The following is a 20,513-nucleotide window of genomic DNA, read 5'->3' as shown; positions in this document are numbered from 1 at the left end:
ATTTGTCTTTTATTTTTATCATTGCCGGTGCTTTTATTACCCGTTATATCAGTTATGAAGGCATGATGCCAATTCGTGAAAGCGAAACTTCCAACCAGGTCTATTCCGATAAATGTTATTTGACGGTATTTGTTGATGGCGACTACAAGGGGAAAATGATGCGCCGTATTTTTGAAGAACCGTTATTGCTTTCCCCGGTGACCAATAATGATTTTTCCATCAATGAAAAATTTGCCGATATCCCGTTTGCAATCGAATACCAAGATTTTGTTTTAGACGCCAAAGAAATCATTAAAGAAAATCCCAATGGCGATACCTATCTTAAATTAGTAGAATCGGGCGACGGAACGCGTCACGAGCATATGCTTAAAGCCGGTGAGGTGCAAAACATTCACAATGTTCTATTTGCTTTAGACAAGCCAACGCCGGGCGCTATCAACATTGATACTAAAAACAATACCATTACAGCTCCATTTGACGGACAGTTCATGCGCATGGCGGATAAGTTTCAAGGTAAAGTCGTTAAAGATGCTGTACAACCGTTAATGTATCGTTCGTTGTACAACCTTGGCGGCAGTCAGTTTGTTATCCCTGAATTGCCTAAAAAAGGCAACAAATCGTATGAGCCAAGCGGCGATTTTAAAGCCAAAAAAGGGGAAGATGCTTTGGTGCTTAAAGTTACCACAGCAGGCAAAGAGCAAACCATTACTTTATTAGGTTCTAAAGGCAAACAAGGCGAGCCTAAAGCTTTTAAATTAGGTGATTTAGAATTTACTTTTACTTATGGTTCTAAAGTTTATGAGCTACCTTTTAGCTTAAAACTGAATGATTTTATTGCTCAAAAATACCCGGGAACAGAGAAGAGTTTTTCTTCCTTTGAAAGTAAAGTTACTTTAGTAGACGAAGGAAAAAAGACAGACCATCATATTTACATGAACCATATATTGGACCACAAAGGCTACCGATTCTTCCAAGCCTCTTTCGATCCGGATGAAAAAGGAACCGTACTTTCGGTAAACCACGATTTTTGGGGAACAAACATTACTTATATCGGTTATTATTTATTGTATTTCTGTATGATGGCGATTTTGTTTACTAAAAATACTCGTTTTGCTGATTTGAAAAATAAGTTGGAAAAAGTCAAAAAGAAAAAAGCCGGTTTAGTGGCGCTGTTTCTGGTGTTGTTTTCGTTGAATGGTTTTGCCCAAAAACATGATACTCACAGCAGCGCATTGCCAACCCAAATCCAAATTGATTCCATCATTAACAAATACAAGGTATCTGAAAAACATGCCGCGCAATTTGGTCGTTTGGTAATACAGGATGATGGTGGTCGAATGAAACCTATCAATACTTTTTCCTCCGAATTGTTGCGCAAAGTGAGTAAAAGCGATACCTATAAAGGATTGAACTCTGATCAGGTTTTTTTATCCATGACACAACTTCCGACCGTTTGGTTTGAAACGCCGCTGATTTATATTAAAAGAGGTAATGACAGCATTCGTAAAATTATAGGGATAGAGCCCGATGCAAAATACGCTACTTTCCGTTCTTTCTTTGACGAAAAAGGCAACTACAAGTTATCACCTTATTTGGATGAAGCCTACAAAGCAGCTACGCCTAATCAGTTTGAGAAAGATTTTATTGAAGCTGACAAAAAAGTCAACCTATTGAATTCGGCTTTAAGCGGTAAAATTTTGAGAATCTTCCCGGTACCGAATGATCCTAACAATAAATGGCTTTCGTTTTTAGAAATCAATCATACCACCGGAACGGCTTTAGACACCATCAAAGGGGCTTTACCGGTGTATTTGGATGCCTTGATGAAAGCCTCCGATACTCAAGATTATACCCGAGCCAATACTTTTTTGGTGGGTATGGAAGATTACCAAAAAGTGTATGGAAAAGCGGTAAGACCCACAGAAGATAAGATTGATTACGAGATTTTATACAACAAATACGATGTGTTTAAAAACTTGTTTTGGTTGTATATGATGACAGGATGCTTGATGTTGTTATTGGTTATTGTGAACATTTTCTTTGAGAAAAAGTTCCTCCGTATGGCCATTAATGCTTTCCATCTTTTTATTGGACTCTTGTTTGGCTTGCATACACTGGGATTGATTGCTCGATGGTACATTTCCGGTCACGCGCCTTGGAGTGATGCTTATGAAAGTATGATTTATGTTTCTTGGGCAACTATGTTTTTTACTCTGGCTTTTGATCGCAAATCTAAACTGACAATAGCTTCAGGAACATTTGTGGCTTCCATGATTTTGATGATTGCGCATTGGAATTGGATGGATCCTGCGATTGCCAATTTACAACCGGTTCTAAACTCTTATTGGTTGATGATACATGTGGCGGTGATTGTAGCCAGTTATGGCCCTTTTACTTTAGCGATGGTTTTAGGAATTGTATCGCTTTTGTTGATGCTTTTTGCCAATGATAAAAACAAAGCAAAAATGGAACTCAACATCAAAGAAATTACCTATATCAACGAAATGGCTTTAACGATTGGTTTGGTGATGTTGACCATCGGAAACTTTTTAGGCGGTCAATGGGCTAATGAGAGTTGGGGAAGATATTGGGGTTGGGATCCGAAAGAAACTTGGGCATTAATCAGTATTATGATTTATGCTTTCGTCATTCACGCTCGATTTGTGCCTGCTTTACGAGGAAAATGGGTGTACAACGTGATGTCAGTTTTTGCTTTTTATTCCATATTGATGACTTACTTCGGGGTAAACTTTTACCTTACCGGCTTACATTCTTACGCCAGTGGAGATAAAGTAGTAACGCCTTCATTTGTTTATTACTCTCTCGCATTCATAGTCATTTTGGCCACATTGTCTTATTTTAAATACAAAAAATATTTAAGTAAATAAAAAACACCGCAAATTCAGACGATTATTCGCGAATTTGCGGTGTATTTTTTTCAGATTTATAGCGCTATACATTTCCTATAGTATACAATTTCTCAAGCGTTGGCGATTTACTACCACCGGCAGGTTCCAAAGTAATTCCGAAAGCTTCTGCACATATTCTTCTCAAATCCAAACATAAAGTTTCCGCGTAAATAACATCAGGAAAAATCAGTTATAATCTTTTGGTTTAAGTTTTTTGTTTTGAAAATAGGAAATAATTTTCTGTTTTGTTTGTTGAAAGCCCGATGATATCATGTCATTGGTCTTTTTAATTAATAAAACTTTAGGAATTGTATAACAAGAAACCAATCAAATATGAGTAATTTTATAAAAAAATAAAGGATGAAAAATTATTTACTATTGGCTTGCAGCGTAATGTTGCTCTGTAGTTGTAAAAACAATGCACAATCAAAGCCTGTAACCGTTAATACTAATAACAATACTACTATGAATCAAGTAAATCAGTCCGAATCCATTCATCAGTTTAAAGTAACCGATTTGAATGGTAAAGCATTTGACTTTGCTTCCTTAAAAGGAAAAAAAGTGCTAATTGTGAATACTGCCTCAGAATGCGGATTGACACCACAATACAAGGATTTAGAATCAATTTACAGCAAATACAAAGACAAGAATTTTGTGGTTGTAGGTTTTCCGGCCAATAATTTCGGCGCACAAGAACCGGGTAGCAATCAGGAGATTGCTAAGTTTTGCCAAATGAATTACGGGGTAACCTTCCCGATGATGGCTAAAATTTCAGTCAAAGGAAACGATATGCATCCGATTTATCAATTCCTGACCCAAAAAAGCAAAAATGGTTTACAAGACAGTGAAGTAGAATGGAACTTTCAAAAATACCTGATTGATGAAAACGGGCAATTGGTCAAAGTGCTTTCCCCCAGAGTATTGCCAACTGATGATGTCATTATGTCTTGGATAAACGGAAAGTAACCTTAGATGCTTTACTTGGCATTTGAAACCCGATGGAGAAATTCATCGGGTTTTTATTTAAAAAGTGTCGACAAACGTCATGAGCGACGCGATTTAAAGAGTTTTTTTTCCTTTTAACGATTTTAAAACGTTAGCTTAACAATACTTCTTAGTTTTGATTTGAATATCAATGACCACAATGATAATTTTATGAAAAATATTTTCAACCCAATATACAGAGTTGATTATTTAGAAGGATACTCCGGAGGCTCAAATCCTTATCTTGAACTGCAAGAGAACAAAAGTGAAGCTTATGTTTTTGGTTTCGAACAAGGCCGAGCCGACTATGAAAGAATGAATGGTAAGATTGCTTACGGAATACCACAACTAATTGTCACAAATAAAGTATTAGAAGATTTTTTATTAGCCGGAATGCTTGGAATGGATATAGATTCGGATGGATATAATTCTTTTCAAATTGACGTCATCCAAAAATGGTATCAAAGTGGTGTAGAAAAATACAATCCCGGACAAAGCAGTTACTTGCTTTCTATTTTAGAAGAAAACGGTATAGAATTAGCATGACAAATACCCCTGAATATTTGGTAAAGACTGATGATTTCATCGGTCTTTATTTTTTTATTCCAACATCAATTGCATCAACTGAGAATGCAACCAGCGGTCGAATTTAAAACCGGTTTCTTTGAGTACAGCAACCGTTTTAAACCCAAATTGCTCATGAAAAGTAACGCTGCTTTGGTTTTCTGAGTCAATTACGGCTATCATGGTGTGTAGCTTTTGCTCTTTTGCTAAATCAATCAGATTTTGCATGATGATTTTACCAATCCCATTTCCGTGGTACTCTTTAGCTACATATACCGAATGTTCAACCGTAAATCGGTAAGCTTCTCGATAACGAAACTCACTGTAATAGCCAAAGCCGGCCACTTTTTCATCAGCTAAAGCAACAATTACCGGAAATCCTTTATCTATTTTATCTTGAAAGATAGCTTGTTGTTGGCTCAAAGTCCTCGGATGATAATCATACAAAGCAGTTGAGTGAACAATGTTGTAATTGACGATGTCAACTATATTTTGACAATCTTCAAGTTGGTAAGGTCTGATTTTGATTTCCATGCCGTTAAAGTGTTTCCAAAAGTAATAAAACTATCTTAAAGTGTTGAAAAACCTACACAAGTTTGTACATTTGTATTACTTAAAAAATGACAATGCTTTATCCTAAAATACCTTTGGCGCAAAGCATCATTGAAATTTGTAATGCCAAAGGAGTTCACGATATCATAATTTCACCCGGTTCAAGAAATGCGCCGCTTACTATTGGGTTTACCAATCATCCCGACTTTAATTGTTACAGTATAGCCGATGAACGTTGTGCCGGTTTTTTTGCACTTGGTATAGCACAGCAAAAGCAAAAACCGGTTGCTGTAGTATGTACTTCAGGTTCTGCTTTGCTCAATTATTATCCGGCTTTGGCGGAAGCATTTTACAGTCAGATTCCGTTTATAGTGATTTCTGCCGATAGACCGCATGACAAAATCGATATTGGCGACGGTCAAACTATCCGACAAGAAAATGTTTTCTTAAACCATTCGTTGTACAATGCCAATTTGCTTGAAGAGGCTTCAGAAGAAAACGATGTTTTTATCAACGAAGCTATTAATGTTGCCATGGCTCATAAAGGTCCGGTTCATATTAATGTTCCTTTTGAAGAACCTTTATACCAAACTACAAGCAAGTTAACCGTTGATGTTAATGTTACGGGACTATTCAAATCAAGTCCTACGGTTAGAGTTGAAGACATCATTGCATTTTCTACGTTATGGAATCACAGTCAGAAAATATTAGTCTTAGTAGGCGAGTGTAAGCCGGGTTTTGTCGACCAACAATGGCTCGATGTATTGGCTTCGCATCCTTCTGTAGTAGTTCTCACAGAGACCACCTCTAATTTGCATCATCCTGATTTTATCAATACAATAGATACGCTCATTACACCTTTTAGTGATAAGGAGTTTACCGAATTACAACCCAGAATTTTAATTACTTTCGGTGGTATGATTGTCTCCAAAAGAGTTAAAGCTTTTCTGAGAAAATACAAACCCAGACATCATTGGCATATAGATGAATTGAGAGCTTATGATACTTTTGGTATATTGACCAAGCATTTTACGGTTTCGCCCAACCAGTTTTTCAAACAATTTTTTCCGCATGTGCATCCGGTAGAAAGTAACTACAAGCATTTTTTTCAAAATATTACTAAAGAAAGAAAGCGCAAACACACCGAATATTTAAGCCAAACGCCTTTTTCCGATTTAAAAGCTTTTGAATCTATTTTATCTACTTTGCCAGTAAACTCGCAACTCCAAATTAGCAATAGTGCTGCGATTCGGTATGTTCAATTATTTGACGTAGATGCTTCCATTCAGGTTTTTTGCAACAGAGGAACCAGCGGTATCGATGGCAGTACTTCAACCGCTATCGGCGCGGCAGTAGCCAGCAGCAGACAAACGACTTTGATAACCGGAGACATTGGTTTCTTATACGATAGTAATGCGCTTTGGAACAATTACATTCCTAAAAATTTCAAGATAATTTTAATTAACAATGGCGGAGGCGGTATTTTCAGGATTTTGCCCGGTCATCAGGAATCGGAAACTTTCCATACTTATTTTGAAACATCGCATTGCTTAACCGCTGAGCATTTGGCCAAAATGTATCGTTTTGACTATTTGACAGCCGCCGATGATTTGTCTTTGAAAGAGCGTTTGGAACAATTATTCCAAAATAACGACCAACCCACATTATTAGAAGTTTTTACCCCAACACGAGAGAACAATAAACTGTTGTTGAACTATTTCAAAGCTTTGGTGTAAATTTATATCTTTACTAAAACAGATAACCTTGTGAGTCAAACCAATAAATTAAAAATTTTTAACGACCCGATTTACGGATTCATTACCATTCCGAATTCGTTGGTTTACGATTTAGTACAACATCCTTATTTTCAACGTTTGCGACGCATATCTCAAATGGGATTGTCGTATTTGGTTTATCCGGGTGCACACCATACACGCTTTCATCACGCTTTAGGCGCTATGCACATGATGCAGCAAGCGGTTGAAGTACTTCGTTTTAAAGGTGTTGTCATTTCTAAAGAAGAAGAAAATGCACTATACATCGCTATCCTTTTACACGATATCGGTCATGGTCCGTTTTCCCACGCCATGGAACACAGCATCGTGGAAGAAGTAAATCACGAAGCGATTTCACTGTTGTTTATGAACCAATTGAATGAGGAGTTTAACGGACAATTAAGCTTAGCCATTAAAGTTTTTAAAGGCGAATACCATAGGAAATTCATGTTACAGCTGATTTCCAGTCAGCTCGACATGGACCGTATGGATTATCTGAAAAGAGACAGTTTTTATTCGGGTGTGGCTGAAGGCAATATCAATTCTGATCGCTTAATTCAAATGATGAATGTGGTAGATGATGTTTTGGTCATGGAAGAAAAAGGCATTTATTCGATTGAAAAATTCCTGATGGCTCGTCGATTGATGTATTGGCAAGCTTATTTGCATAAGACCAGTTTGGTGGCAGAATTGACTTTGACCAAAACCCTGCAAAGGGCCAAAGAGTTACTGCAAAAAGGAGTAAATGTGGATTGTAGTGGGCCGCTAAAATATTTTATGGAGCACAAAGTTACCCTTGAAAATTTTTCAACTGCTGATTTAGATACTTTTGCGCAATTAGATGATTTTGATATTATTAGCGCTTTAAAAAATTGGCAACATCATGAAGATTTTATTTTGAGTAGTTTGAGTAAAATGATCATCAATCGTGATTTGTCTAAAGTTAAACTCAACAGCGAAAAATTTCCCGCAGAAGTATTGCAAGAGATGTCTGCACAATTTGCCAAAACACATCACTTGAGTTTGCAAGACACCAAGTATTTTATCTTTAAAGGTAAAATCAAAAACCAGGCTTACAGTAAAGAAGCAGAACCGATTCGTATCTTAAAGAAAGATCGCAGTATAGAAGATGTAGTAGAAGCTTCAGACCAATTGAATTTGAAAGCATTGTCAAAACCGGTGACCAAGTATTTTATTTGCTACCCAAAACAACTTGCGGAAATTTAACATTAAAATTGTTTTTTTTATACTTTTGTGGCAATGAAACCAGCTAATACTCTTTTAATGCAATTACCAAAAAATGACTATCATGGCTTTCATCTTCAGTACACTAATAACAACTAACACAAGATGAAGTTTACAGCAGCTCAAATAGCAGGCATTTTGGAAGGTGAAGTGGTAGGAAATCCTAACGCTGAAGTATTCAAATTATCAAAAATTGAAGAAGGTACGGCAGGTTCGCTGACATTTTTGTCCAACCCAAAATATGTCAATTATATTTATTCTACAGAAGCTACCATTACTATTGTCAATGCTACTTTTGAACCTGAAGCCCAATTAAAGACAACTTTAATCAAAGTAGAAGATGCTTACAAGTCATTTTCCAAATTGTTAGAATATTACAATCAGATTAAGTTGATGAAGTCGGGGATAGAACAACCTACTGTAATTTCAGAACAGGTTACTTACGGTGAAAATCTGTATTTAGGTAGTTTCAGTTACATTGGAAAAAATGTAGTTATAGGTAAAAATGTTAGAATTTATCCGAATTCATTTATTGGAGACAACGTAACCATCGGTGATGATTGTATCTTTTTTGCCGGAGTTCGTATCTATTCCGAATCAATAATTGGGAACAATTGTGTTATTCATTCCGGAACTATTATTGGGTCAGACGGTTTTGGTTTTGCGCCTCAAGAAGACGGAACATACAGCAAAGTGCCTCAAATTGGAAATGTTATTTTAGAAGATAATGTAGAAGTAGGTTCTTGTACCACTATAGACCGTGCAACATTAGGATCAACTATCATCAGAAAAGGAGCAAAACTCGACAATCAAATACAAATTGCTCACAATGTTGAGATTGGTGAAAACACTGTTATTGCTGCTCAAACCGGAATAGCCGGTTCGACTAAAATCGGAAAAAATTGTATGATTGGCGGACAAGTTGGCATTGCCGGTCATTTAACCATCGGCAACAATGTTCGTGTACAAGCACAATCAGGTATCGGAAGAAATATACCCGATGGAGAAACGTTACAAGGTTCACCATCTTTTAATTACAGTGATTGGAACAAGTCCTACGTTCATTTCAGAAACTTACCGAAAATTGTAGCAGAAATAGAAGAATTAAAGAAAAATAAAAATACATCCGGGGCTTAAATTAAAGCAATAGGTAGTCTATCGGAATAAACTAAACTTAAATAAGCATACCAATGGTTAAACAAAAAACCATCCAAAAAGAAATTTCTCTTACCGGTGTTGGTCTTCATACCGGCAAAGAGGTAAAAATGACTTTCAAACCCGCACCTGTCAATAACGGCTATACTTTTGTCAGAGTTGATTTAGAGGGCTGTCCAATCATTGAGGCAGATGCCAATTACGTGGTAAACACCCAACGCGGTACCAACTTAGAGAAACTAGGCGTAAAAATCCAAACCTCTGAACATGTATTGGCCGCTTTTGTAGGCTGTGATGTTGATAATGTGATCATTGAATTGGATGAGTCTGAGCCTCCAATTATGGACGGATCTTCCAAATTCTTTGTTGAAGCAATCGAAAATGCCGGAATTGTAGAGCAAGAAGCTGAACGAAATTATTATGTGGTGAAAGAAGTTATCTCTTTCATGGATGAAACTACCGGAAGCGAAGTTTTAGTAATGCCTGCCGATGATTATCAAGTGACTACTATGGTTGATTTTGGCACCAAAGTTTTAGGTACTCAAAATGCGACTTTAAAAAATATAGCTGATTTTAAAAAGGAAATATCCGACGCACGTACTTTTAGTTTCTTGCATGAATTGGAAACATTATTAGACAACGGTTTAATAAAAGGTGGCGATTTGAACAACGCCATAGTTTATGTTGATAAAGAAATTTCCGAAAAAACCATGAACAACTTAAAAGTGGCTTTCGGAAAAGAAAAAATATCAGTAAAACCAAATGGAATTCTTGACAACTTAACGTTGCATTATCCAAATGAAGCGGCACGGCACAAGTTATTAGATGTTATTGGAGATTTAGCATTAATCGGCACCCGAATAAAAGGTAAAGTAATTGCTAATAAACCCGGGCATTATGTGAATACACAGTTTGCTAAAAAAATGTCTAAGATCATTAAAATAGAACAACGCAATCAAATTCCGGTGTACGATTTACACAAGGAACCTTTGATGGATGTGAATAAAATTATGGCCATGTTGCCTCACAGACCGCCATTTTTGTTAGTGGATAAAATTTTGGAAATGTCAGACAATCATGTAGTAGGTTTGAAAAACGTAACCATGAACGAAGACTTTTTCATTGGTCACTTTCCGGGAGCACCGGTAATGCCGGGTGTTTTAATTGTAGAGGCGATGGCTCAAACCGGTGGTATTTTGATATTAAGTTCGGTTCCGGATCCGGAGAACTACCTGACTTATTTTATGAAAATCGACAATGTAAAATTCAAGCATAAAGTGTTACCCGGCGATACATTAGTTTTTAAATGCGATTTAATTTCTCCAATCAGAAGAGGAATTTGTCACATGCAAGCCAATGCTTATGCCAACGGTAAATTAGTTGCCGAAGCAGAATTAATGGCGCAAATTGCCAAGAAAAATTAGTGATGTGCCATCAGCTTTTAGCCAATAGCTATTACTAATAATTAATAATAAAGCTAACAGCTATTTGCTGAAAGCTAAATGCAAAAAAATATAAATATGAACCAACCATTAGCCTATGTACATCCCGGAGCGAAAATCGCGAAGAATGTCGTTATAGAACCATTTACAACCATTCACAATAATGTAATCATCGGAGAAGGAACTTGGATAGGTTCTAACGTAACCATTATGGAAGGCGCTCGCATCGGAAAAAATTGTAACATATTTCCCGGTGCTGTTATCGCAGCTGTTCCTCAAGATTTAAAATTTGGCGGAGAAGATTCTTTGGCCATTATTGGTGATAATTCAACCATTCGTGAATGCGTAACCATTAATCGTGGCACCATTGCTTCCGGACAAACCGTTATTGGTAAAAATTGTTTGGTTATGGCAACCGCTCACATTGCTCACGATTGTCATATTGGTGATAATGCTATCATCGTTAACGGAGTAGCTTTGGCCGGACACGTTACAGTAGGTAATTATGCCATCATAGGTGGATTGGCTGCTATTCATCAGTTCATTCACATAGGTGATCATGCTATGATTTCCGGTGGATCGTTGGTTCGTAAAGATGTGCCGCCTTATACCAAAGCCGCTAAAGAACCACTTTCTTACGTGGGCATCAACTCGGTAGGCTTAAGACGTCGCGGATTTACTTCTGAAAAAATCAGAGAAGTACAAGATATCTACAGAATATTATACCAGAAAAATTACAATACTTCCCAAGCGATGGCCATCATTGAAGGGGAAATGGAAGCCACACCGGAACGTGATGAAATTTTGGACTTCATCAGAAATTCTTCCAGAGGAATCATGAAAGGATATTCAGGTTCATACTAGAAAGTTTATACCTCTAACCTTCAAGCTTTAACAAAAAAAAATAACAATTAAATACAATAAAATGGCATCTACAGCAGATATTAGAAACGGATTATGCATCAAGTTCAATCACGACATTTATAAAATCATAGAATTTCTTCACGTAAAACCAGGTAAAGGCCCGGCATTCGTTAGAACAAAATTAAAAAGTGTAACCAATGGTAAAGTGTTAGACAATACTTTCTCTGCCGGTCATAAAATTGATGTAATTCGTGTTGAAACACATACTTTTCAATTTTTATATTCAGAAGGAAATGATTTTCATTTCATGAATGTAGAATCTTACGAACAAATCACTTTAAACAGAGATGTTTTAGACGCTCCCGATTTGTTAAAAGAAGGCACTAATGTAATGGTACAAATTAATACGGAAACCGACATGCCTTTATCAGTTGATATGCCGGCTTCAATTGTCTTAGAAGTAACTTATACTGAACCGGGTGTTAAAGGTAACACGGCAACCAATGCCACCAAACCGGCCAAAGTTGAAACCGGAGCTGCTGTAAATGTACCTTTGTTTATTAATGAAGGTGACAAAATCAAGATTGATACCGCTTCCGGTAAATACATGGAAAGAGTGTAATTAATTTGAAGATTAAATGATTTGAAGATTTGTAGATTTTTGTCTTTATTTTCAAATTCTCAGATTTTCAAATTTTCAAATTCATAAAATGAAGTTTCCCAGAAAACATACCTTAAAAGAAATCGCGAATATCATCGGTAGCCAATATATTGGTGCCGATGATTTTGCTGTTAATGGAATGAACGAAATTCACGTGGTTGAACCCGGAGATATTGTTTTTGTTGATCATCCTAAATATTACGATAAAGCTTTGCAGTCAGCTGCAACTATAGTTTTAATCAATAAAGAAGTCGAATGTCCGGAGGGTAAAGCATTATTGATTTCCGATGATCCTTTTCGCGATTTTAATGTGCTAACCAAACATTTTCGACCATTTGTAGCGGCCAATGTTAGTGTAGCTACTTCAGCTCAAATAGGAGAGGGAACTATCATTCAGCCTAATTGTTTTATCGGTAATAATGTGAGCATCGGAAAGAATTGTCTGCTTCATGCCAATGTTATCGTATACGACAATACAGTAATTGGCGACAATGTTATCATCCATTCGGGAACCGTTTTAGGAGCGGATGCTTTTTACTATAAAAAACGTCCTGAAGGATTTGACCAATTGCTTTCCGGCGGAAGAGTAGTGATTGAGGATAATGTTGGCATCGGAGCGCTCTGTACTATCGACAAAGGAGTTACCGGTGACACTACTATTGGTGCCGGAACAAAAATCGACAATCAAGTGCATGTGGGTCATGATACCGTAATAGGGAAAAAATGTCTTATCGCTTCTCAAACCGGTATAGCAGGCTGTGTGGTGATAGAAGACGAAGTTACACTATGGGGTCAAGTCGGCACTACCAGCGGCATCACTATCGGCGCCAAAGCGGTTGTATTGGGACAAACCGGTGTAACCAAATCTATTGAAGGCGGAAAAAGCTATTTTGGTACGCCTGTAGAAGAGTCTCGTGAAAAATTAAAACAATTGGCCAACGTTAAACGTATCCCTGATATTCTAAATAAATTGAAATAAGTTATGGGCGCTAAAACTATCGTTCAAAATTTTTACAAATCCGATGTGCTTTTAGAATCGGATACCGTTAATGCATTGTTGCATCCCGATGTTATTTTGGAATGGCACAGTACTAAGGGCTTTTTAAAACTCAACAAAGACAAAATTATTGCTTTAAGTAGTGAGTTGAGTAAAGCCTATGTGCGTTCCAAAACCAGGATTTCCCATATTCTTTCAGATGGCAACATGGTAACGGTTCGTTATTCACATTATGTGAAAACCATTGAAAACCCTCGAGAAGAGATGCTTTTGGCTCATTTTATGGTAATTTGGGAAGTCAAAGACGACAAACTTTATCGCGGCTATCAGATGAGTCAGCTATAGTAATTTTACAAAAATCTGAATACTGTATACTGAACACTGAATACTATTTCATACTTTTGCAACACACAAAATAAACACAATTAAACAAAAAACAAACATGAGCGTTTTAGTTAATAAAAATTCAAAAATAATAGTTCAAGGATTTACCGGAAGTGAGGGAACTTTTCACGCTTCTCAAATGATTGAATACGGTACTAATGTCGTTGGAGGAGTTACACCCGGAAAAGGAGGAAGTACCCATTTAGACCGTCCGGTTTTTAATACGGTTAAAGATGCCGTTGAGCAAGCCGGAGCTGATACTTCTATCATTTTTGTGCCGCCGGCCTTTGCTGCCGATGCTATTATGGAAGCGGCAGATGCGGGTATCAAAGTTATCATAGCGATTACTGAAGGTATTCCTGTTGCTGATATGATTAAAGCGTACAATTTTGTGAAAGGCAAAAACTGTCGTTTGGTGGGGCCAAACTGCCCGGGAGTTATTACGCCGGAAGAAGCCAAAGTAGGGATTATGCCGGGCTTTGTTTTCAAAAAAGGAAACGTTGGGATTGTATCCAAATCGGGTACTTTAACCTATGAAGCGGCCGACCAAGTAGTAAAACAAGGAATGGGTATCACAACTGCAATCGGAATTGGTGGAGACCCAATCATAGGAACTACAACTAAAGAAGCGGTTGAATTGTTAATGAACGATCCTGAAACCGAATGTATCATCATGATTGGTGAAATCGGAGGTCAATTGGAAGCCGATGCAGCCAGATGGATTAAAGAGAATGGTAACCGCAAACCGGTAGTTGGTTTTATCGCCGGTGAAACCGCTCCAAAAGGTAGAACCATGGGTCACGCCGGTGCTATCGTTGGAGGTTCTGATGACACGGCTGAAGCCAAAAAACGAATCATGAGAGAATGTGGTATCCACGTAGTAGATTCTCCTGCTGAAATTGGTAAAAAAGTAAAAGAAGTAATGGGATAATTGATTCCGCAACTTTATAAATAACAAAAAAGCCTCGATTTTTCGGGGCTTTTTTTGTGAGAAATGTTTAAACTAATTCGGAAACGGATTGGACCATTTCACATCGGTGTAAACATTATTTCCTGATAAGGTTCTGAGGAAAGCTATAACGGCATTCACCTCTTGAGCGTTTAAATGCAATTGTTGTCCGAAACCATTCGGGCGTAATCTTGGGTCTAAATTAGTATTTCCCGGTGCTAAGTTGATGGTTCCATAATGTCCAATCGCTGCTTGTAAAGTAGTAATAACTCCCGTATGCATCATCGGTCCGTTAGTGGTTCCGTCAGGTTTTACTAAGTCGCGTAAAGAAGGTGCTCTGGTATTGTTTATATCTATTCCCGTACCGTTAATAGTACCAATAATACCATTGTTTCCGCTGTTTGGATTGATGTCAAATTCAGGTGCGGCATGACATCCGGCACAACCTAAACCACCCGATGTTCGGTTTCCGGTGGCATCAAAAACCGGAGGGGATAAAAATAGATTTTTGCCTTGATTTTCTTGGGGTGTATAATTAGGAAAGGGCTGGCCTTCATTAGCCACTTGTGCTCTTCCAATATCGTATTTGCTGTCAAACGATTGTATGCTTCGGATAAACTGTGCCAAAGCCAATTGAATTTTATATTCGGTGATTTCTTCTGATCCGTAAACAAATTGGAATAACTCTCTGTAATAACTAATATTGTTCAGTTTGGTGATTAAATCATTGAAGTTTTGGTCGCCGTTTGTACCGCTGAATCCCATTTCACCGTGATCTTTTATAGGCATGGTAGTTTGGGTTTCTAAATTTAACGCTCGTTCATCCCAAAAGAATTTAGTTTCATTGGCAAAACGGGTATTGATTAATCGCATAGAATGTCTGCCGGTCGTCCCATTCACGCCATTGCTGGCAATGTTAGTATCGCTAAAAGCATTGGCTTGCTGATGACAACTGGAACAGGAAATAGTATTATTGGAAGATAGATTTTTGTCATAAAATAAAACTCTTCCCAAAGTAGCGCCTTTATTGGTTATAGGATTACCGGCAGTATTGTCTTTGGTAATATAATTTGGTATGCTTTGGTTGGCATAATTAGCCAAACTTTCAGGATTAATGTTGCTGCCAAATGTAGCTGTTATCGCGGCGTAGGGATCAATTGCTACATAATTGGAACTGTCATCGCTGCCACAAGAATAGGAGAGAACAATGAAAAATAAAGCACATAACTTTTTGTACATAATTTGGTTTTTTGATTGGTTGGTCGAAGTCTATGACAACATCTTTACAAAAAGGTTTAAAAGTAAAGTTAACTTTTTTCAACCTATAAAATATTCCTATATTTGACCTTTCATTACAATTATCAATAAACTCTTTTACAATATGAAATTATTAGAAGGAAAAGTAGCCATCATCACCGGCGCGAGTAGAGGAATCGGAAGCGGTATCGCTAAAGTTTTTGCCCAACACGGAGCCAATGTGGCTTTTACTTATAGTTCTTCTGCCGAAAGTGCTTTGGCATTGGAAAACGAATTAACCGCTTTAGGCATCAAAGCCAAAGGATACCAATCAAATGCAGCCGATTTTAACGAAGCCCAAAAATTAGTCGATGATGTAATGGTCGATTTCGGAAACGTTGATGTCTTAATCAACAACGCCGGGATTACTAAAGACAACCTTTTAATGCGCATGAGCGAAGAGGATTTTGACAAAGTAATCGAAATCAACTTGAAATCGGTTTTCAATATGACCAAAGCTGTACAGAAAATTATGTTGAAAAACCGCAAAGGTTCTATAGTGAACATGAGTTCTGTAGTTGGGGTAAAAGGAAATGCTGGACAAGCCAATTATGCAGCCTCAAAAGCCGGAATGATCGGATTTACCAAATCAGTAGCTTTAGAATTAGGTTCCAGAAATATCCGTTGTAATGCCATTGCACCGGGCTTTATCGAAACTGAAATGACAGCCAAATTAAACGATGACGTGGTACAAGGTTGGAGAGATTCTATTCCGTTAAAACGCGGTGGCACGCCGGAAGATGTAGCCAATACCTGTTTGTTCTTTGCTTCTGACATGAGTGCATACGTTAGTGGACAAGTGTTGAATGTTTGCGGAGGAATGCTTACTTAAAATATTATAAATTTTAAATTATAAATTTTGAATTAATCTTATTTGGAAAAACCATTTAAAATTTAAAATTCAACATTTAAAATAAACTATAAATGACCACAAACACTATTTTATTGATATTGCTTTCTTTAGGAATAGCGTTCGCTGTGTCATTTTACCAATATTTATATAAAGTCAAAAGCCGATCGAAAGTGACGTTGCTTTTGGCTTTTTTGCGTTTCTTTAGTGTCTTCGCTTTGTTATTACTGTTAATCAATCCAATCATTAGCAGAAAAACAGTTGAAACTGTCAAAACGCCTTTGCCTATAGTGATTGACAATTCAGCTTCTATGGCCGATTTGAAATCGGATAAGCAAGCCATGGAATTGTTTGAAAAACTCATAGAGAATTCGGCTCTAAATGATAAGTATGATGTACAAACCTATCAGTTTGATGAAGACTTTTTACCTTCAGACACTATTGATTTCAAAGGCAAACAATCGAACATAGATGTTGTTGCGAAAAACTTGAAAAACATCTATAAAAACCAAACCTTTCCCACCATTTTAATTTCAGATGGCAACCAAACTTCAGGGGAAGATTATGTCTTTGGGTTTAATCCTAATAATAAAGTGTATCCTTTGGTTGTTGGTGATACGACAACTTATTTGGATTTGAGAGTTTCGCAGCTAAACGTCAACAAATATGCTTTCCACAAAAACAAATATCCGGTAGAAGTTTTCCTGAACTATTCGGGCACTAAAAGTATCAATGCAACGTTTAAGATTACCCAAGGCAATTCGGTTTTAAATGAACAAACTGTGGCTTTTTCGCCATCCAAAAAATCAGCTACGTTGAATGTTTTATTGCCTGCTAATAATGTGGGATTGCAAATTCTGAAAGCTACAGTTTCTTCTAAAGAACAAGAAAAAAACAGGTATAACAACACCAAGAATTTTGCCGTGGAAGTTATTGATCAAAAAACCGAAGTGGCTTTGATTTCCGACATGTCGCATCCTGATTTGGGCGCTATAAAACGCAGTATAGAAACTAATGCACAACGAAAAGTAACCATACTTAAACCTAATCAAGTCAGTAGTTTAGAGAATTATAATATTTTAATTCTGTACCAACCTACAATGGCTTTCAAATCAGTTTTTGAAAAGAATTCTAATGCCAAAATCAATACTTGGATTATCACCGGAAACGATACCGATTTTAATTTTCTGAATCAAAATCAAACACAGTTTACTTTTAAAATGAGTTCACAAAAAGAGGATTATTTGGCTTCATTTGACAGTCAGTTTAATTTATTTGCGCTCGACAATATCGGTTTTGAGCAATTTCCGCCTTTGGAAAATCCTTTCGGTGCCATAACCGCTAACGGCAATACCAATGTTTTGTTGTCTTCTTCCATCAGAAACATTTCAACCAATCAGCCGTTACTGACTTTTACAGAAACCCAAGGCAAACGCTCAGCTTACTTATTTGGTGAAAATATCTGGAAATGGCGTGCAGATTATTATTTGGCTAAAAAAGATTTTATTGATTTTGACATCTTCTTGGACAAAACCATACAATATTTGGCATCCAATAATGCCCGAAAGTCTTTGGTGGTCAATCACGAGCGATTTTACAATTCGGGTGAAGGCATCGAAATCACAGCACAATACTTTAACAAAAACTACGAATTAGACGAAAAAGCAAGATTGACAATAACAGTCACCAATACCAATACCAAGACCAAGCAAGCCAAAAACTATGATTTGTTGCGAACTTCCAATGCTTTTCAAGTCAATTTAGACGGGTTGGTAGCAGGCAATTATAAGTTTACAGTCAAAGAATTGAACTCTAATTCTTCGTATTCGAGTGGTTTTGAAGTATTGGATTTTGATATCGAAAAACAATTCGTCAATCCGGATTGGAAAAAACTGAACCAATTGGCAAAACAAACCCAAGGAAAAGCTTATTTGGCTAATCAGGTTGAGACTTTGATCAAACAATTGTCTGAAGACGAGAGTTACAAAGCCATTCAAAAAACCATCACTAAAAAATCGCCTTTGGTGGACTGGATTTGGTTGTTGGTGTTATTAGCGTTATCGCTCGCTGCTGAGTGGTTTATTCGAAAGTATAACGGATTATTGTAATTTCTTTCTCAGTACTTTTTCAAAAACGATTACAATCAGAATTCCGGCTATGTAAGCCAAAATATCTTCCCAAGCAAAAGAAGTCCCAATTACGGTTTTGGCGATTTTGTTATTTTCCAATCCTAATTTTTCTACTATCGTTACATATTGCAGTGTTTCGATGCAAATGGCAAACAATAAAACAGCAATAGCGGCTTTGTTAACTGATACCTTCAGAAAAGATTTTACGAAGCAGTAAATCAGGATTACCACCAAAACATCGCCAATGTATGGTCGGATAAAATTGTCGTGAATAAATAAAGCGATGCCAACTTCTACAGCAAAAAGTAGAAGTGTCAGTAAAAAATAATTCTTATGAAATGTTATCATTTAAGAAAACAGCATACCTTTTAAAGTTTCCTGAAAATAAAACTCTTTCCGCCTTGATGCAAGGTCATTTGTTGGTTGGCCAAATCAAATTTTAATTTGATTCCAGCTGCTAAAAACTCAAAAGTATCCGCCTTAGTAGCGTCTAAAGGAAATTCACTTTGACCGGTAGCTTGTGCATAAAGCGTATTGGCTTTTCGGGTTACTTTAATGGTCATCGCCAATTCCTCACTGGCAAAGTTGCCCAAGTATTTGTCCAATTCTTCTTCTGTTAAGGCAACTGTTTTAAACGATGGCATTTCAAAAGGTATGGCGTAATAAGTGCTCAACAAGGCAATCATAATTTGATTGTTGTCAAAATTATTACCGTTTGAAGTTAAGGCGACTGATACATTACTGTCGGGGAAATAACCCAATGACGAACTAAATCCATCGATTCCTCCGGTATGACCAAATCCTTTTCTTTGATCAAACGGAAGTTGAAAAATACCCATTCCAAAATTGTCTTTGATAGTGGTCATTTGGTCTAAACTCTTTTTGGAAATAATCTTTCCGGCAAATAAACTTTCAATAAAAAGGGTTAAATCAGTTGGGTTGGAAACTATAGCACCGGCACCAAGCGGAATGGAAGGATCGGTTTCTTTTTCTGTTGTCCATTCTTCCGTGTAGGTAAACGAATAACATTCATTTTTTCCTAAATTAATTCGGTTACCCAAATAAGTATTTTTTAAATTTAGGGGTTTGGTGATTTTTTCAGTCAAGATATCACCAAATGGTTTTTTATACACCTTTTCCAAAATATAGCTCAACAAGATATAATTCGAATTGCTGTAATCTGCTTTGCTGTCGGGTTCAAAATCACTTTTGGTCTTGGCGATGATGGCTACCATTTCGGCTTGCGTTTTGGGTTGGGTGTAGTACTTCCAATAATCACCACTGTTGGTGATGTTGTAAATTCCGCTACGATGATTTAATAAATGACTAATTGTGATTTTTTTGGCATTGGGCACTGATGGAAAATAAGCCTCAATGGTTTGATCCAAAGTCAATTTGTTTTCTTCTACCGCTTTGAAAATCATAACCGATGTAAACATTTTAGAGATAGACCCAATTCTGTACTTAGTGGCATTAGTTGCTCTTTTTTTGGTATACAAATCGGTTATGCCGACGGATTTACTGTATAATATTTTTCCGCCTTCACTAATGGCTACGCTTCCCATGAATTTGTTGTTGCTTTCGAGTAAGGTAAATAAACTGTCTAATTTGGCATAATCGTTTTGCGCAAGAGTTATTGAAGACCAAAACAGTATACTTAACAAAAAGGGAAATTTGATTTTCATAGTAAGAATAGTTAAATAAGTTTCTGTAAAAGTATCGAAAATCATCACAAGTAAAAACCACAATTCCTATAT

General features: G+C 36.9%; 18 protein-coding genes and 1 pseudogene. 14 read left to right on the top strand and 5 right to left on the bottom strand.

Features of this window, described 5'->3' with window-relative positions:
• Positions 1-2,888: cytochrome c biogenesis protein CcsA (ccsA, locus tag ACIQ32_RS02080; protein WP_396194000.1), on the top strand; the 2,888-nt coding region annotated here is incomplete at its 5' end.
• 64 nt (positions 2,889-2,952) lie between these two features.
• Here the strand turns inward: ccsA and ACIQ32_RS02075 are convergent.
• A pseudogene (locus ACIQ32_RS02075) lies at positions 2,953-3,039 on the bottom strand (anti-sigma factor); the annotation flags it as partial.
• A 230-nt stretch (positions 3,040-3,269) separates the two neighbouring features.
• On the opposite strand from ACIQ32_RS02075, the gene ACIQ32_RS02070 reads away from it, so the two are divergent.
• Together ACIQ32_RS02070 and ACIQ32_RS02065 are read left to right on the top strand one after the other, a co-directional pair.
• Positions 3,270-3,875 carry a glutathione peroxidase gene (locus tag ACIQ32_RS02070; RefSeq protein ID WP_396193999.1) on the top strand — a complete coding sequence of 202 codons (606 nt, stop codon included), beginning with the start codon at positions 3,270-3,272 and terminating at the stop codon, positions 3,873-3,875.
• A 189-nt stretch (positions 3,876-4,064) separates the two neighbouring features.
• A complete protein-coding gene (locus tag ACIQ32_RS02065) occupies positions 4,065-4,439 on the top strand; it encodes a hypothetical protein (RefSeq protein ID WP_396193998.1) in 375 nt (124 codons plus the stop codon).
• A gap of 54 nt (positions 4,440-4,493) precedes the next feature.
• Here the strand turns inward: ACIQ32_RS02065 and ACIQ32_RS02060 are convergent, their stop codons facing one another.
• Positions 4,494-4,991, bottom strand: a complete 498-nt coding sequence (locus ACIQ32_RS02060) for a GNAT family N-acetyltransferase (RefSeq protein ID WP_396193997.1) — start codon at positions 4,989-4,991, stop codon at positions 4,494-4,496.
• Positions 4,992-5,083: 92 nt separating this feature from the next.
• Between ACIQ32_RS02060 and menD the strand changes: the two genes are divergently transcribed.
• The 9 genes from menD (at position 5,084) to sucD (ending at position 14,463) form a co-directional block, all read left to right on the top strand.
• A complete protein-coding gene (gene menD, locus ACIQ32_RS02055) occupies positions 5,084-6,745 on the top strand; it encodes a 2-succinyl-5-enolpyruvyl-6-hydroxy-3-cyclohexene-1-carboxylic-acid synthase (protein ID WP_396193996.1) in 1,662 nt (553 codons plus the stop codon).
• A gap of 30 nt (positions 6,746-6,775) precedes the next feature.
• Entirely contained in the window at positions 6,776-8,011 is a 1,236-nt protein-coding gene (locus ACIQ32_RS02050) for an HD domain-containing protein (protein WP_396193995.1), read from the top strand.
• 123 nt (positions 8,012-8,134) lie between these two features.
• The gene (gene lpxD, locus ACIQ32_RS02045) at positions 8,135-9,166 is read left to right on the top strand and encodes a UDP-3-O-(3-hydroxymyristoyl)glucosamine N-acyltransferase (RefSeq protein ID WP_396193994.1); all 1,032 of its coding nucleotides are present in this window, start codon (positions 8,135-8,137) and stop codon (positions 9,164-9,166) included.
• Between the two features lie 53 nt (positions 9,167-9,219).
• Positions 9,220-10,608: a bifunctional UDP-3-O-[3-hydroxymyristoyl] N-acetylglucosamine deacetylase/3-hydroxyacyl-ACP dehydratase gene (locus ACIQ32_RS02040; RefSeq protein ID WP_396193993.1), complete on the top strand. Its 1,389-nt coding sequence runs from the start codon at positions 9,220-9,222 to the stop codon at positions 10,606-10,608.
• 96 nt (positions 10,609-10,704) lie between these two features.
• Positions 10,705-11,490: an acyl-ACP--UDP-N-acetylglucosamine O-acyltransferase gene (gene lpxA, locus ACIQ32_RS02035; RefSeq protein ID WP_396193992.1), complete on the top strand. Its 786-nt coding sequence runs from the start codon at positions 10,705-10,707 to the stop codon at positions 11,488-11,490.
• Positions 11,491-11,551: 61 nt separating this feature from the next.
• Entirely contained in the window at positions 11,552-12,112 is a 561-nt protein-coding gene (gene efp / locus ACIQ32_RS02030) for an elongation factor P (RefSeq protein WP_396193991.1), read from the top strand.
• Positions 12,113-12,200: 88 nt separating this feature from the next.
• Positions 12,201-13,130, top strand: a complete 930-nt coding sequence (locus ACIQ32_RS02025; protein ID WP_396193990.1) for a UDP-3-O-(3-hydroxymyristoyl)glucosamine N-acyltransferase — start codon at positions 12,201-12,203, stop codon at positions 13,128-13,130.
• Positions 13,131-13,133: 3 nt separating this feature from the next.
• Positions 13,134-13,493: a nuclear transport factor 2 family protein gene (locus ACIQ32_RS02020; RefSeq protein ID WP_396193989.1), complete on the top strand. Its 360-nt coding sequence runs from the start codon at positions 13,134-13,136 to the stop codon at positions 13,491-13,493.
• A gap of 97 nt (positions 13,494-13,590) precedes the next feature.
• Entirely contained in the window at positions 13,591-14,463 is an 873-nt protein-coding gene (gene sucD / locus ACIQ32_RS02015) for a succinate--CoA ligase subunit alpha (protein WP_396193988.1), read from the top strand.
• 72 nt (positions 14,464-14,535) lie between these two features.
• Here the strand turns inward: sucD and ACIQ32_RS02010 are convergent, their stop codons facing one another.
• Positions 14,536-15,720, bottom strand: coding sequence for a cytochrome-c peroxidase (locus ACIQ32_RS02010; protein ID WP_396193987.1), 1,185 nt, complete (start codon positions 15,718-15,720; stop codon positions 14,536-14,538).
• A gap of 142 nt (positions 15,721-15,862) precedes the next feature.
• Here ACIQ32_RS02010 and fabG point away from each other — a divergent pair, with 142 nt between their 5' ends.
• Entirely contained in the window at positions 15,863-16,609 is a 747-nt protein-coding gene (fabG, locus tag ACIQ32_RS02005; RefSeq protein ID WP_396193986.1) for a 3-oxoacyl-[acyl-carrier-protein] reductase, read from the top strand.
• Between the two features lie 92 nt (positions 16,610-16,701).
• Positions 16,702-18,735 (top strand): hypothetical protein, encoded by a 2,034-nt coding sequence (locus tag ACIQ32_RS02000; protein ID WP_396193985.1) that lies wholly within the window; start codon positions 16,702-16,704, stop codon positions 18,733-18,735.
• Here the strand turns inward: ACIQ32_RS02000 and ACIQ32_RS01995 are convergent.
• Both ACIQ32_RS01995 and ACIQ32_RS01990 read right to left on the bottom strand, forming a co-directional pair.
• Entirely contained in the window at positions 18,727-19,104 is a 378-nt protein-coding gene (locus ACIQ32_RS01995; protein WP_396193984.1) for a DUF2809 domain-containing protein, read from the bottom strand. The two genes, ACIQ32_RS02000 and ACIQ32_RS01995, sit on opposite strands and share 9 nt — an antisense overlap.
• Before the next feature lie 20 nt (positions 19,105-19,124).
• Positions 19,125-20,441 carry a serine hydrolase domain-containing protein gene (locus ACIQ32_RS01990; RefSeq protein WP_396193983.1) on the bottom strand — a complete coding sequence of 439 codons (1,317 nt, stop codon included), beginning with the start codon at positions 20,439-20,441 and terminating at the stop codon, positions 19,125-19,127.
• Positions 20,442-20,513 lie beyond the last annotated feature (72 nt).

The organism is Flavobacterium sp. (assembly GCF_044373165.1).
GTDB lineage: Bacteria > Bacteroidota > Bacteroidia > Flavobacteriales > Flavobacteriaceae > Flavobacterium.
The sequence above is the reverse complement of the archived record's forward strand: the minus strand, read 5'-3'. Positions and strand labels throughout refer to the sequence as shown.